Source organism: Roseixanthobacter psychrophilus (assembly GCF_043195195.1).
In the GTDB taxonomy this organism is placed as follows: Bacteria; Pseudomonadota; Alphaproteobacteria; order Rhizobiales; family Xanthobacteraceae; genus NCEH01.
In genome coordinates, this window is record NZ_JBAFWT010000008.1 from 142,577 (window position 1) to 154,792 (window position 12,216).

Consider the following 12,216-nt stretch of genomic DNA (forward strand, 5'->3'; position numbering starts at 1 on the left):
TCAGAATCCGGTCCACCGATGTCTCGCGGATCCAAGAGCCGACCAGCGCCTTGCGCGCTGGCGGACGCGCCATCGCCGTCTGGCCATGCCGGCCGGACGCGTCATATGGCTGTAACACGTCGGCCCTAGAGAGGCTGTGAAAACGGTTACACACCTCTCTCCACAGGATCGACCTTGGCACGCGCTGTCACCATCCGCACCGTGGCCGAACGCGCCGGCTGCTCTATCGCCACAGTGAGCCGGGTGATCAACGGCACGGCGCGGGCCAGCGTGGAGGCCGAGACGCGGGTGCGGGCGGCGATCGCCGAACTGGAGTTCCGGCCGAGCGAAATCGGCCGTTCGCTCAAGACCCTGCGCACGCGCACCATCGGCGTGGTGATCCCGAGCCTGACCAACCCGGTCTTTGCCAGTTCGGTCGCCGGCATTGAGGCGGAAGCGCGGGTGCGCGGCCATGCCCTTTTGGTCACCGCCACCGATTATGACCCCGCCCGTGAGCGCGCGGTAGTGGACACCCTGGTGGCACAGAGCGTCGCCGGCCTGATTCTCACGGTGGCCGACCCCGACACCAATTCCACCCTCGACATGCTGGATGCCGAGGGCATCCCCTATGTGCTGGTCTATAATGAACCCCAGCGCATTCCCCGGCCGGCCGTGACGGTCGATAATGCAGCCGCGACCCACGCGCTGACCTCTGCACTGATCGCGCGGGGACACCGGCGCATCCTGTTCATCGCTGGTCGCTTCTCCACCTCCGATCGCTCGCGCCTGCGCCACCAGGGCTATCTCGCCGCCATGGGCGCGGCCGGCCTTTTGCCCGAGCCGGTGCTGGAACTGGACTATATCGCCGATGCCCCGGCCCATCGCGCCGCGCTGGAGGCACTGTTCGCCGTCCGGGGGCGACCGACCGCCATGATCTGCTCCAACGACCTGCTGGCGCTCTCCATCATCGCCGCCGTGCGCGCCATGGGGCTTGATGTGCCCGGCGACATGTCGGTGGCAGGCTTCGACGGCATCGCCATCGGCCGTCTGGTGACGCCGGAACTCTCCACCGTGGATCAGCCGACCCGCCTCATGGGGGCACGGGCCATCGAGCGGCTGTTCGACATGTTCGAGGGCACCACGAACCGGGCCGTCGAGCACCTGCCCTACCAATTGCGCCTCGCCGGCACACTTGCGGTCGCGCCGCCGGTGCGCGGCGCCGCTTTCCAAGCTTGCGATCCGCCGACCGGCGTGTCGCCCGAACCCGCGCGTTAGCGGTCCATTTCGTACCCGCGTCCCGACCCCGTCCGGTCTCAACGGCCCGGGCGACCCTTTTGTGCGACCATCTGAGAGACCAAGGCATGACCATCCCAGCGATGAAGTCCCTGCTTGCCGCGCCGCTGCTCGCGGCCGCAATGCTTTCCGCCGCCGCCGTCTCGCCCGCCAAGGCGGCCGATGCCATCTGCTACAATTGCCCCACCGAATGGGCCGATTGGGGCAGCATGCTCAAGGCCATCAAGGCCGATACCGGCGTCGAGGTGCCCCCCGACAACAAGAATTCCGGCCAGTCCCTGGCCCAGATCCTCGCCGAGAAGGCGAGCCCGGTGGCGGATGTCGCCTATCTCGGCGTGACCTTCGGCATCAAGGCCAAGGATGCCGGCGTCACCCAGGCCTATGAGCCGAAGAATTTCTCGCAGATCCCGGCCGGCCTGAAGGATCCCGAGGGCCATTGGTTCACCATCCATTCCGGCACGCTCGGCCTGTTCATCAACAAGGACGCGCTCGGCGGCGCCCCCGTGCCGGCCTGCTGGTCGGACCTGCTGAAGCCCGAATACAAGGGCATGGTGGGCTATCTCGACCCGTCCAGCGCTTTCGTCGGCTATGTGGGCGCGGTGGCGGTGAACAATGCGCTCGGCGGCTCGCTGGAAAACTTCGCGCCTGGCCTCGACTACTTCAAGAAGCTCGCGGCCAACCAGCCGATCGTGCCGAAGCAGACATCCTATGCGCGCGTGGTTTCCGGCGAGATCCCGATCCTGTTCGATTATGACTTCAACGCCTATCGCGCCAAATACAGCGAGAAGGGCAATTTCGCCTTCGTCATCCCCTGCGAGGGCTCCATCGTGGTGCCCTATGTGATGACCATGGTGAAGAACGACCCGCACCCCGAGGCGGCCAAGAAGGTGCTCGACTATGTTCTGTCCGACAAGGGACAGGCCATGTGGGCCGCCGCCTATCTGCGCCCGGTGCGCGACGTTCCGCTGCCGAAGGAAGTCGCCGACCGCTTCCTACCCGCCGCCGATTACGCCCGCGCCAAGCCGGTCGACTACGGCAAGATGGAGAGCGTGCAGAAGGGCTTCTCCGACCGCTACCTCTCCGAGGTGAAATAGCCCGCAAAGCCCTCTCCCGCTTGCGGGGGAGGGTTGGGAGGGGGCAAGCGGCATCCCCCGGCGCGCAGGGAGCACGCCGCGAGAGTGAGTGAAGACACATATATCTGCAGTGGCGGGATTAGGTGGGATTGGCCGGGATCCTGCGGGACGAAGTGAGCGTTCATCGGCGTTGATGGGGCGGCGGGGCAAAATTGGCTTCGTCGCCCCATGTCTTTCAGATGGCGCTAAATCGGCGCTTTGCGACACATAGTCTTGCAGACGGGGGCGCGGCGCTCAAGCTGCTCTGTAGACTCTATAATTTGCCTCTTAACGCGCATCACTCTCTCGTTATGACCGTGGTCAGCCCCATCCCCTCAAGCCCTTTGAGGGCGAAAGATATACCGTGCAGCTCCGCTGTCCCGCCGGTACTCCCCTTCAATCCGGCGCCGAGCTGCTTGAGAATTACGCCCCTCTCGCTGGCCGAGGCATCCGGCGCATATATGGACATGATGACACCCATTGTGAAAACATACGCCAAAGTCGCATCGCTCTCGCTGGATGTCATAATGAGCGTCAGAGAATTCAGCGTCGACTTGTCTTCAGATGACGATGCGACGATCGATAGACCGTTAGCAACGGCATAAGTGCAGGCCTGTTTTACCCCAGACTGACATGATCTCTTTGCCACGGCCACATTGTCGAGAACGTCAAGCTTCTTTGCCTGAGCATTAAATCGCGTGGCGAATTGATCGACGCTCCCTCCAAGAGGTGCAGCGATGACCGAGCAGGGTAACGCGACAAACATAATTGAACAGGCTATCCGGGCCAGTAAGCGTACGTCCATCTCCCTATATCCTTGCGTTCCAAAGCCTATAGCCTGGCTAGTCCATTTTTGAGGCGTCGGAGGGAATCCAGAAACAGTCAGTCGCGCCCTTCGGCCTGACGCAGGATGCTAGCGAAAGGGCGGCTGAATCCGTGAGCCGCACTGTTTCACCCTCGACAAAGCGTCGGCACATGCCGGCAGCGATCGATGGATATACGATCTTGCCGAAGGCCTCCCGGTCGCCGTCGGCAACAAAGCGCATCATTTTCTTATAGACATCCCACTCTCTGCAGCCAATTACGTTGCGTACAATACGGTCTGGCGGCAGACCTTGCGCCTGTGCACTTCCGCACACCGCCGGCGCAACTGCGATAAACCCAATGAATGCGAGCCGAGCTTTTCGCATGGTGCCCTTCGATCTGTGCTTATGACGCAGTTCAAGCTGTCTGGGGACGTGCTCCACCGCAACTCTAGTCCTCGGCGGGCGCGTCTGACCCGCTCATTATGACGTTTCCATGTATGACAGCGCCGGTGAAGTCGTAAAAGACAATGTTCGTCTGCCTTCGGCAGGTGTTCAAACTTGTCATTTGATTGTCATCATCGCTACCCAGCGCGGCATCGGCTAATAGTGCTTCCCGAATTTGTGAAATTCGGTCACTCCCGTCACTGTCCATACAATCCCCCCGCGCGTAGTTGCCATCAGGCAACTAACCGAAGGAACTGCGCAACGCGGTGGCTGTCAATTGGCTCTTTGCCGCGCGCACGGTCTTCAGCGGCGAACTGATAGATCATGGTTACGATGTTCGCCTTCTTCTCCGGGGCCAGGGTCCGCCGGTTTTGCAGCAGCCAAACGTCCACAAGTTCAAGCGCTAACTTCAATAATTCGGTGTCCAACGACTGGGGTGCAGCTTGGCCGCCAGAAGGCAACTCGCTGGCCCCGGTGAAGTCGTCAGAACGCATCGGTCCTGTGCCCAACAGAACCCAGCCGGGGTTGATGCCGAGTTCGGCGATTTTGAGCAGCGTCTCTCCACTGGGGACGTGCTTTCCATTCTCGATATCCTGCCATGTCCGATAGGCGATACCTAAACGGGTGGCCAACGCACGTTGTGACAAGCGTGAATTATCACGCACCATCCTCAGACGTTCGGCGATTTTATCACGTGACACAGCTCGCCTCCAGATCTGTGTCATTCGCAAAATGTGCCGTTTGCGTATGATAAAATTGCAGAAAACACATAAAAACCAACGCGTTGACCGCATCAGGCCCGGCTCTATCGTCCATTGGAACCGTGACGTGGTTTTCCGCCTTGAATGACTCATTTTTATGTGTCACGTTAACTCCGAAACCAGACAGTTTGCACCCAGCGAATCACGCCGGGGCGGGATCTGCTGAGGTGGAGATTAATGACGACGCCTAGTCCAAAAAAGCGCCCAGAGCCAAAGGACTGGCACCGCGAGCAGGTCAAGGCAGCGGTACGCATGAAGGGTGCAACCCTCTGCTCGATGGCCGAGCAGGCGGGTTACGAGCCCTCGTCCTTCTACAAGGCCCTGGTGCGCCCCTGGCCCGCCGTCGAAGGCATCATCGCATCCGCCCTCGACATGCGGCCTCAGGACATCTGGCCCAGCCGCTACGACCGAAGCGGGCAGCCCCGCTCCTCTCGCCGGCAAAAACCTAGCCGCCGCCAAGCGCCGAGTCACCGTCAAATCACCGGGGCAACCTAGACATGGCCGAACGCAGAAAAATCGCCATCGATCTGATCGACGCAGACGACCGCCTGCGCCGCGTCGATCCGGACAAAGCCCTGCTGCTGGCGGCCAGCATGAAAGTGGACGGGCAGCGCTATCCGATCGAGGTGCGCCCGGTCGGGAAGAAGGGCCGATATGCCCTGATCTCAGGCGGGCACCGCCTTGGCGGCGCAAAGCTCCTCGAATGGACCGAGATCGACGCCGAGATCCTCGACATCACCGCCGATCAGGCGCGGATGCGGGAGATCGATGAAAACCTTTACCGCGCCGAGCTTTCCGACCTCGACCGGGCGGTGTTCCTCAGCGAGAAGAAGCGCCTTTACGAGAAGCTGAACCCGCAGGCCAAGCACGGCGGCGACCGCCGTTCCGAGCAAGTCGCCATCTTTGGCGACTTGCTGCCGCGCTTTACCGAGGAGGCCTGCGAGAGGCTCGGCTGCTCGGAGCGAACCCTGCAACGGATCATCGCCCGCGCCGCCATCGTGCCGGACGTGCGCGACCGGATCGCGGGGACATCCATCGCCAACACCGGGTCGGAACTGGACGCGCTGGCGCGTCTGTCGCCCGAAGAGCAGCGCAGCGCAGTGCAATGGGCCTTGAGCGATGGCGTCCCCGCCATGGGCATTGCCGCCGCCGTGAAGCAGATGCGCGGCGATGGCGCCGCCGGCGCGCCGGTGGACGAGACGGATGCGCAGTACGCCGCGCTCTTGAAGGGCTGGCGCAGGGCAGACCGCCGCGCCCGCGACCGCTTTCTTTCCTACCTGAAATCCGAGGGTGAAACCTCGGGCGAACAGCGGGACGCCGCGTGATGGCCGCCCCCATCCACCCTATCCAGGCGGCACATGCCAGCCTCCACCGGGCGCGCCGGCAGGCCGCCGCCGTCATGGGCACCGTGGCCGCCCTGCTGATGGGCGCCACCGTGTTCGCCGCCATTTATGCGGTCCTGCGTCAACTGCAGGTGCTGCCATGAGCCGACGCCGCGCCGCACCGACAGGGCAAATGGACCTCCTGCGGGACTGGCAGCCGAGCAATCCGGTTGTCGCTTTTCCGGCCGAACAGGTGCGCGGCGCCTCCATCGCCGTGAGCATCTCAAAGGCGGTGAGTGCCTCGCTGCGCGCCTGCGGCCGGCCGCGCACGGATGTTGCGCGCCTCATGTCCGAGTATCTCGACGAGGCCGTCACCGAGAACATGCTCAACGCCTACGCGGCCGAGGCACGCGGCGAGCACATCATCAATCTGGTGCGCTTCATCGCCCTGATCCACGTCACCCGCGACCGGCGGCTGCTGGAGCTTGTGGCAGCCCAGTTCGAGTGGGCGGTGATCGAGCGGCGCTATTTGCCGGCGATCGCCATGGCCGAACAGATCGAAGCCCGCGCCAAACTTGACCGGGACATCGACGCGAGCCGGCGCGCTCTGAAAGAGACGGGGGTCATCCGGTGAAAGAGTGGTGGACACCGGCGGAATTGGCTGAAGCACGACTGCCGGATATGCCTGGAGAGCGCGAAAACATCGCGCGCAAGGCAGAAAACTGGCGCCAGCCGGAGCACGAATACCCTGCGAATCCCAAGGGTCACTGGCGGCGGCGCGAGGGGCGCGGCGGCGGTTATGAATATCATTACAGCTGCCTGCCGCTGCGCGCCCGCACCACGCTGATCATGCGGCAAAAGCAGGCCGAAAAGGCCGCGCCTGCGCCCGTCGTCACCGCCGCGCGGGAAGAACAGCGGAGCAATCGGTGGGACTGGTTTGAGGGCCTGCCGGACCGCCTCAAGGCCCGGGCCAAGGAAAAGCTGGACGCCCTGCAAGCCGTGGATGCGCTCACCCGCACCGGGCAGGAGCGCGACCTCGCCATGATCGTGGTCGCCTCGGAGGTCGGCGTGTCCCTGCGCACCCTCTACAACTGGGCATCCGAGGTGCACGGCATCGACCGCGCCGACTGGCTCGCCTATCTCGCCCCCCGCTACGCCGGCCGGCAGACCACGGTGGATTGCGACCCGGCGGCCTGGGAATGGATGAAGGGCGCCTATCTCACCCAGTCGCAGCCGACCGCCGCGCACTGTTTTCGCCAGCTCGAAAAAGTGGCCAAGGAACAGGGCTGGATCATCCCCAGCTGCAAGACCCTGGAACGCCGCCTCGCCAAGCTCGATCCCGCCATCGTGGTGTTCTATCGCCAGGGCAAAGAGGCTCTTAAGCGCCTCTATCCGGCGCAGAAACGCGACCGCAGCACCCTCCATGCCCTCGAAGCAGTGAACGCCGACGGGCACAATTGGGACGTGTTCGTAGAGTTCCCGAACGGCGAAATCTGCCGCCCCTGGATGGTCGGCTTTCAGGATCTGCATTCCGGCATGATCCTGTCCTGGCGCATCGACACCAGCGAAAACAAGGATCTGGTGCGGCTCGCGTTCTCTGATTTGGTCGAAACCTACGGCATCCCGGAACACGTCCTGTTCGACAACGGCCGCTCCTTTGCCTCGAAACAGATCACCGGCGGCCAGAAGAATCGCTATCGCTTCAAGGTGAAGGACGAGGAACCGGAAGGCATCATCACCGCCTTCGGCTGCGAGGTGCACTGGGCGACGCCGTACCACGGGCAGGCGAAACCGATCGAGCGCGCGTGGCGCGATCTCGCGCAAAACGTCGCCCGCGATCCGCGTTTCGCCGGCGCCTGGACCGGCAACTCGGTGGCGAACAAGCCGGAGAATTACGGCACCAAGGCCGTGCCGCTGGAAACATTCTTGGCGATCGTGACCGAAGGCATCATCGAGCACAACACCCGCGCCGGCCGGCGCACGGAGGTCTGTGCCGGGCGCCTCTCCTTTGCCGAGGCCTACGCCCTGTCCATCGCCAACGGCGCCCTGATCAAGCGGGCGTCCGAGCAGCAGCTGCGCCGCCTCCTGCTCACCAGCGATCTGGTGACCGCGCGGGCGCCGGACGGAGCCGTGTGGCTGGAAGGCAACCGCTACTGGTCCGAGTTCTTGGTCGGCCACATGGGCAAAAAGGTGATGGTCCGGTTCGATCCCGACGCCCTGCACGACCGCGTCTACATCTACCGGCCCGACGGCGCGTTCCTGGGCGAGGCGCCCTGCCTTGAGGCGGCTGGCTTTTTCAGCACCGCCGCGAGCCGCGTCCACGCCCGCGCCCGCAACGATTTCCTACGCGCCACCAAGGCCGCAGCGGCCGCCGAGCGCAAGCTCACGCCCGAGCAGGTCGGCGCCCTCATGGCCAAGATCGAGGCGCCGGAGCCGCCGGAAAACAAGGTGGTGCGCCCGCTGTTCGGCGCCGGCGGCACCGCCCTCAAGCAAGCATACGAGCACGATCAGGAAGAGGTGCTCGAAATGTTCGGCCGCGCGGTCAGGAAGCTGCACGTGGTCAGAAAAGAGAACGGCGCGGACGATTGATCGTCACGCGCCGCTGAAAGTCTGTTGCAAAGGAAGCATAGCATGAACGACGCCATCGAAAAACCTGCCGATCCACTGGACCACGTGCGGGAAGAAGTGCGCCTCATCATGACCACAGAAGGTCTGACGCAGGTGGAAATCGCCAAGGAAGCGGGCATGGCCTACGGCACATTCACGCCGTGGATGGGCGGCACCTACAAGGGCGACAACTCCGGCATCGCTGCAAAGGTCTCGCGCTGGCTGGAGACACGCCGGGAGCGCGAGCGCACCGCGATGGTGCTGCCCACGGCGCCCGGCTTCGTGCGCACGCCCACCGCCTCCGCCATGCTCGACCTGTTTGCGTTCGCACAGTCGGCACCCGACTTCGTGGTCGCGGTGGGCGGCGCCGGGATCGGCAAGACGACGGCGATTGAGGAATATCAGAAGCGGTCTTCCAACGTTTTTGTGGTGACGGCCGAACCTTGCTTGTCCTCGCCCAACAATCTGCTGTCCGCAGTCGCCGACGCTGTCGGTGTGGTGGAGCGGTCGACAAACCGCGTCTCTCGCGCCGTCGTTGCCCGCCTCAAGAACGCGGCAGCGCTGATCATCATCGACGAGGCACAGCACCTGGAGAGTAAGGCGCTCGATCAGCTGCGCACGGTGCATGATCTTGCGAAGTGCGGCATCGCCATCGCCGGCAATGAGAGCGTCTTCGGCCGCCTGCAGGGCGGTGAGGCACGCGGCGCCCAGTTCGCGCAGCTGCATTCGCGAGTGGGCATGCGGATCGTACAGCCGAAAGCGCGCGCAAAAGACATCTGCGAAATCCTCGCGGCCTGGGGCATTGACGGCGCCGCCCCCGCCGGCCAGTTGTTGAAGGAGATCGGCCGCAAGCCGGGCGCTCTGCGCAACCTCACGAAGACGCTGCGGCTCGCCGGGATGTTCGCGAGCAGCAGCGGCGAAGGGCTCGGCCCGAACCATATTCGGCAGGCGTGGGGGCAATTGTCCTCATCGCAGCTCGAAACGGCGTGAGGGGGCGGCGATGCAAAATCCTCCCCTCAGCGAGAGCCTTGCCACCCTGCGGGATCAGTTCAAGCCGTACGAGTCGGCCGGCATGCAACTCCATGCCGTGGCGGTGCAGACCCTCATCTTCATGATGAGCGCGATGGTCGATCGGGCCCGCGACCTTGAGCGCGATCTGGCACAGATGGACGAGGTCGCCCGCGACCTCGATGCCGTCGGCCGCACCCGAGCGGAGACGCTGGCGGTGCCGGTGGCTGGCAGCAATGTCGTGATCCTGTTCCGCCCGTCGGATCAGCACCACAGCGGCGGAGGCGATGCCGCATGACATCCGCTGACATCTGCCGCCGGGGCGTCGCCGACGCCCGCCAGATCGCCGAGCACAAGAACCCGCGCCGCGAGGCCGTCGGCATACCGGTCGACCGCTTGGTCGATCTGGCGCGCGCCACGGTCGCGCTCGATCAGGTGGCGCGCCTCGCCGCCGACCTGCTCGCCGCACGGTCAAAAATGCTCGATGCCGACACGTTCTCCGAGTGCGTCCTCATGGACGACGCACTGGAAGCGGCGACGGAACAACTCACCGCCGCGCTTGTAACGCTCGGCTACGTCACCCTTGTCGAAGAGGAACCCGCACATGGAAACGACTGACGTCGCTCCCGCCACCATCCCGCCCGGTGTGGTGGAAGTATCCGGCCATCTCTACATGTACGATGCGCGCGCCCATCTCGTGCCGCTGGAAGGCATCAGCGCCGAAGATCGGCTGGAAGATGAGGTGGTGCGCAAGATCTTCGGCTATGCCGAACCGCTGTCGGCCGAGATGCGCCGCTTCAAGGAGCACACGTTCGCCGACGTGAGGGGCTACCAGGCGTTGCTGGCGCAAGAATACGGCGCCAAGTCCGGCGGGGAGAAGGGCAACGTCACCCTGACCAGCTTCGACGGGTTACAGAAGGTCCAGGTTGCGATCGCTGATCTGATCGAATTCCGGGGCCAGCTGCAAACCGCGAAGACACTGGTGGATGAATGTCTGCGGGAGTGGTCGGCCGAAAGCCGCACCGAGATCCGCGCCATCATCAGCCGCGCCTTCAACGTCGATCAGGCGGGGAAGGTGAACAAGGCCGATCTGTTTTCTCTGCTGCGCCTCGACATCGAGGACGCGCGCTGGAAGGAAGCGATGCGCGCCATTCGCGCCAGCATGAAGCCCATGGGCACCAAGGAATACGTGCGGTTCTACCGGCGCGCGACGGTCGCGGATGCCTGGAAACCCGTGTCCTTCGATCTGGCTTCGGCGTGAGGGGGCGAATATGAGCGATTCAAACACCGCCCAAGTCAAACAAGTCGAGCTTGAGCTGTTGGACGATGACGTCGTGCGGTTGACGGTCACGTGCAAAACCCCAGCGCAAGCGGAATGGCTGTTCGAAAAGTTCGCGGACGGTCTGGAGACTGGACATCTGTTGATCCAACCCGGCAAGCCGCAGATCGAGCGGAAGGAGACGGTGCAATGACGGCGATGCAATTCAACTCGGCCGCACAGCTGCAGGCGCATTACCGCTCCACATCGCTCCGCCTCAATCGCGGTGCGCCGGCGCCGGCGTCGAAGCTCACCCCTGCCGCGCAGATGCGGGCCTACATGGATGCGCTGATCGCCGGAACGCTGGAGATGAGCACGCTGGTGGGCCCGCGTGCCGTGCGCACGGTGTTGCTCGCGGCGCTGCGCGCGGTGCCGGGGGAGGATGCCGCGCCCATCACGATCGATACCGTGGAAGCGGTGGTTGCCGAGCACTGCCAGGTCAGTCTCGTCGATATCCACTCGGCGCGTCGCGCATATCATGTCGTGCGCGCCCGGCAACTGGCGGTCTATCTCGCCCTGCGCCTCGCGGGGAAGAACAACAAAGCGGTGTCGGCCCATTTCGAGTTGAACCACACCACCGTCTCGCACGCGTGCAGAGCGGTGCGCGAGCGGCTGTGCGATCCCTCATACGCGGCCGAGCTGGATCGCCTGGAAGCGATGATCCGCGATCGCGCCGACGCGACAGCGGGAGCCGCATCATGATCGCCCGATTGCTGTTGCTGGCCGCGCTCCTGGCCGCCACGCCAGCCCTCGCGCTCGATGGCAACCGCCTGCGCGTGATCGATGGCGACACCGTCGCCCTCGGCACCGAGCATATCCGCCTGCTCGACATCGATGCGCCAGAGACCGCCCACCCGCGCTGCGAGAGCGAGCTTGTGCTCGGCCTCGCCGCCAAGGCGCGGCTCCTGGAGCTGCTGCGCGGCCGGCCGGTGGAGATCGTCCGCCACGGCCGCGACCGGTACGGCCGCACGCTCGCCCGTCTCACCGTCGGCGGCCGCGACGTCGGCGCGCTGCTCTCGGCCGATGGCCTCGCCATCGCGTGGCGGCCTGGGCATGACGCGTGGGCCGCGCGCGCAGCGCATTGGTGTGGGGTGCGGCCATGACCCTGCGCAGCATCTATTGGCCGGGCGAGGATGGCCGCCTCAAGTCCTTTTCGGCGGCGACACAGGCCAAGGGCGGCGCCCTGGTGAAAATCGAGATCGAGGTCTTCGACCCGCTCCGCCTCGGCATGCTCCTGCAGGATCTGGCCGAGATCCAGCGCGACCAGAAGGGCGCCGACAAGCCGAAGAAGGCCGAGCGAGGCGCGGGCGCAATCGCCGCCCCGCCGCGCCTGCTGACCTATCGGGGGGAGCGATGAGCGCCGCGCCCGCCAGTGCGAAGCAGATCGGCGCCATCCACGCGATGGCGGCGAAACTCGGCCTCGACGACGACAGCTATCGCAACCTGTTGGAGGCCGAGACCGGCCAGCGCACCGCGAAGGGGCTTTCCTCAGACGCTGCTTGGAAGGTCCAGGAAAAGCTCAAGCTGTGGACCAATCCGGCACCGGCAGCGCCGGATGCCGCGCCA

At 64.6% G+C, this 12,216-nt stretch carries 18 protein-coding genes and 1 pseudogene; 16 read left to right on the forward strand and 3 right to left on the reverse strand.

The window, feature by feature from the left end:
* Positions 1-174 precede the first annotated feature (174 nt).
* Complete coding sequence (locus V5F77_RS10465) at positions 175-1,254, forward strand: LacI family DNA-binding transcriptional regulator (protein ID WP_429005288.1); 1,080 nt, start codon at positions 175-177, stop codon at positions 1,252-1,254.
* A gap of 86 nt (positions 1,255-1,340) precedes the next feature.
* Positions 1,341-2,366: an ABC transporter substrate-binding protein gene (locus V5F77_RS10470; protein WP_429005289.1), complete on the forward strand. Its 1,026-nt coding sequence runs from the start codon at positions 1,341-1,343 to the stop codon at positions 2,364-2,366.
* Positions 2,367-2,682: 316 nt separating this feature from the next.
* On the opposite strand, the gene V5F77_RS10475 is transcribed toward V5F77_RS10470, so the two are convergent.
* From V5F77_RS10475 to V5F77_RS10485, 3 genes are all read right to left on the reverse strand, one after another.
* Positions 2,683-3,189 (reverse strand): hypothetical protein, encoded by a 507-nt coding sequence (locus V5F77_RS10475; protein WP_429005290.1) that lies wholly within the window; start codon positions 3,187-3,189, stop codon positions 2,683-2,685.
* Between the two features lie 37 nt (positions 3,190-3,226).
* Positions 3,227-3,574, reverse strand: a complete 348-nt coding sequence (locus V5F77_RS10480; protein WP_429005291.1) for a hypothetical protein — start codon at positions 3,572-3,574, stop codon at positions 3,227-3,229.
* 293 nt (positions 3,575-3,867) lie between these two features.
* Positions 3,868-4,335, reverse strand: coding sequence for a helix-turn-helix domain-containing protein (locus V5F77_RS10485; protein WP_429005292.1), 468 nt, complete (start codon positions 4,333-4,335; stop codon positions 3,868-3,870).
* A gap of 237 nt (positions 4,336-4,572) precedes the next feature.
* Here V5F77_RS10485 and V5F77_RS10490 point away from each other — a divergent pair, with 237 nt between their 5' ends.
* The 14 genes and pseudogenes from V5F77_RS10490 to V5F77_RS10555 all read left to right on the forward strand — a co-directional run.
* A complete protein-coding gene (locus V5F77_RS10490; RefSeq protein WP_429005293.1) occupies positions 4,573-4,890 on the forward strand; it encodes a helix-turn-helix domain-containing protein in 318 nt (105 codons plus the stop codon).
* Positions 4,891-4,892: 2 nt separating this feature from the next.
* The gene (locus tag V5F77_RS10495) at positions 4,893-5,720 is read left to right on the forward strand and encodes a ParB N-terminal domain-containing protein (RefSeq protein ID WP_429005294.1); all 828 of its coding nucleotides are present in this window, start codon (positions 4,893-4,895) and stop codon (positions 5,718-5,720) included.
* Positions 5,720-5,881 (forward strand): hypothetical protein, encoded by a 162-nt coding sequence (locus V5F77_RS10500; protein ID WP_429005295.1) that lies wholly within the window; start codon positions 5,720-5,722, stop codon positions 5,879-5,881. The genes V5F77_RS10495 and V5F77_RS10500 overlap by 1 nt, the downstream gene beginning before the upstream one ends.
* Positions 5,878-6,351 (forward strand): DNA transposition protein, encoded by a 474-nt coding sequence (locus V5F77_RS10505; RefSeq protein WP_429005296.1) that lies wholly within the window; start codon positions 5,878-5,880, stop codon positions 6,349-6,351. Before V5F77_RS10500 ends, V5F77_RS10505 begins: the two co-directional genes overlap by 4 nt.
* Before the next feature lie 23 nt (positions 6,352-6,374).
* Entirely contained in the window at positions 6,375-8,306 is a 1,932-nt protein-coding gene (locus tag V5F77_RS10510) for a transposase domain-containing protein (RefSeq protein WP_429005297.1), read from the forward strand.
* A 42-nt stretch (positions 8,307-8,348) separates the two neighbouring features.
* Positions 8,349-9,314 (forward strand): AAA family ATPase, encoded by a 966-nt coding sequence (locus V5F77_RS10515; protein WP_429005298.1) that lies wholly within the window; start codon positions 8,349-8,351, stop codon positions 9,312-9,314.
* Between the two features lie 10 nt (positions 9,315-9,324).
* Positions 9,325-9,630, forward strand: coding sequence for a hypothetical protein (locus V5F77_RS10520; RefSeq protein WP_429005299.1), 306 nt, complete (start codon positions 9,325-9,327; stop codon positions 9,628-9,630).
* Entirely contained in the window at positions 9,627-9,950 is a 324-nt protein-coding gene (locus V5F77_RS10525; protein WP_429005300.1) for a hypothetical protein, read from the forward strand. Before V5F77_RS10520 ends, V5F77_RS10525 begins: the two co-directional genes overlap by 4 nt.
* Positions 9,937-10,593, forward strand: coding sequence for a DUF3164 family protein (locus tag V5F77_RS10530; RefSeq protein WP_429005301.1), 657 nt, complete (start codon positions 9,937-9,939; stop codon positions 10,591-10,593). Before V5F77_RS10525 ends, V5F77_RS10530 begins: the two co-directional genes overlap by 14 nt.
* Positions 10,594-10,603: 10 nt before the next feature.
* Complete coding sequence (locus V5F77_RS10535) at positions 10,604-10,804, forward strand: hypothetical protein (protein ID WP_429005302.1); 201 nt, start codon at positions 10,604-10,606, stop codon at positions 10,802-10,804.
* Positions 10,801-11,352: a helix-turn-helix domain-containing protein gene (locus V5F77_RS10540; RefSeq protein WP_429005303.1), complete on the forward strand. Its 552-nt coding sequence runs from the start codon at positions 10,801-10,803 to the stop codon at positions 11,350-11,352. Before V5F77_RS10535 ends, V5F77_RS10540 begins: the two co-directional genes overlap by 4 nt.
* Positions 11,349-11,753, forward strand: coding sequence for a thermonuclease family protein (locus V5F77_RS10545; protein WP_429005304.1), 405 nt, complete (start codon positions 11,349-11,351; stop codon positions 11,751-11,753). Before V5F77_RS10540 ends, V5F77_RS10545 begins: the two co-directional genes overlap by 4 nt.
* A complete protein-coding gene (locus tag V5F77_RS10550) occupies positions 11,750-12,007 on the forward strand; it encodes a hypothetical protein (RefSeq protein WP_429005305.1) in 258 nt (85 codons plus the stop codon). The genes V5F77_RS10545 and V5F77_RS10550 overlap by 4 nt, the downstream gene beginning before the upstream one ends.
* A pseudogene (locus V5F77_RS10555) lies at positions 12,004-12,216 on the forward strand (hypothetical protein); the annotation flags it as partial. The gene V5F77_RS10550 and the pseudogene V5F77_RS10555, both read left to right, overlap by 4 nt.

Excerpts from the sequence above, each read along its gene's own strand:
- V5F77_RS10470 (WP_429005289.1), top strand. The coding sequence starts at position 1,341 with ATGACCATCCCAGCGATGAAGTCCCTGCTTGCCGCGCCGCTGCTCGCG.
- V5F77_RS10475 (WP_429005290.1), bottom strand. The coding sequence starts at position 3,189 with ATGGACGTACGCTTACTGGCCCGGATAGCCTGTTCAATTATGTTTGTC.
- V5F77_RS10480 (WP_429005291.1), bottom strand. The coding sequence starts at position 3,574 with ATGCGAAAAGCTCGGCTCGCATTCATTGGGTTTATCGCAGTTGCGCCG.
- V5F77_RS10490 (WP_429005293.1), top strand. The coding sequence starts at position 4,573 with ATGACGACGCCTAGTCCAAAAAAGCGCCCAGAGCCAAAGGACTGGCAC.
- V5F77_RS10495 (WP_429005294.1), top strand. The coding sequence starts at position 4,893 with ATGGCCGAACGCAGAAAAATCGCCATCGATCTGATCGACGCAGACGAC.
- V5F77_RS10500 (WP_429005295.1), top strand. The coding sequence starts at position 5,720 with ATGGCCGCCCCCATCCACCCTATCCAGGCGGCACATGCCAGCCTCCAC.
- V5F77_RS10505 (WP_429005296.1), top strand. The coding sequence starts at position 5,878 with ATGAGCCGACGCCGCGCCGCACCGACAGGGCAAATGGACCTCCTGCGG.
- V5F77_RS10515 (WP_429005298.1), top strand. The coding sequence starts at position 8,349 with ATGAACGACGCCATCGAAAAACCTGCCGATCCACTGGACCACGTGCGG.
- V5F77_RS10520 (WP_429005299.1), top strand. The coding sequence starts at position 9,325 with ATGCAAAATCCTCCCCTCAGCGAGAGCCTTGCCACCCTGCGGGATCAG.
- V5F77_RS10525 (WP_429005300.1), top strand. The coding sequence starts at position 9,627 with ATGACATCCGCTGACATCTGCCGCCGGGGCGTCGCCGACGCCCGCCAG.
- V5F77_RS10530 (WP_429005301.1), top strand. The coding sequence starts at position 9,937 with ATGGAAACGACTGACGTCGCTCCCGCCACCATCCCGCCCGGTGTGGTG.
- V5F77_RS10535 (WP_429005302.1), top strand. The coding sequence starts at position 10,604 with ATGAGCGATTCAAACACCGCCCAAGTCAAACAAGTCGAGCTTGAGCTG.
- V5F77_RS10540 (WP_429005303.1), top strand. The coding sequence starts at position 10,801 with ATGACGGCGATGCAATTCAACTCGGCCGCACAGCTGCAGGCGCATTAC.
- V5F77_RS10545 (WP_429005304.1), top strand. The coding sequence starts at position 11,349 with ATGATCGCCCGATTGCTGTTGCTGGCCGCGCTCCTGGCCGCCACGCCA.
- V5F77_RS10550 (WP_429005305.1), top strand. The coding sequence starts at position 11,750 with ATGACCCTGCGCAGCATCTATTGGCCGGGCGAGGATGGCCGCCTCAAG.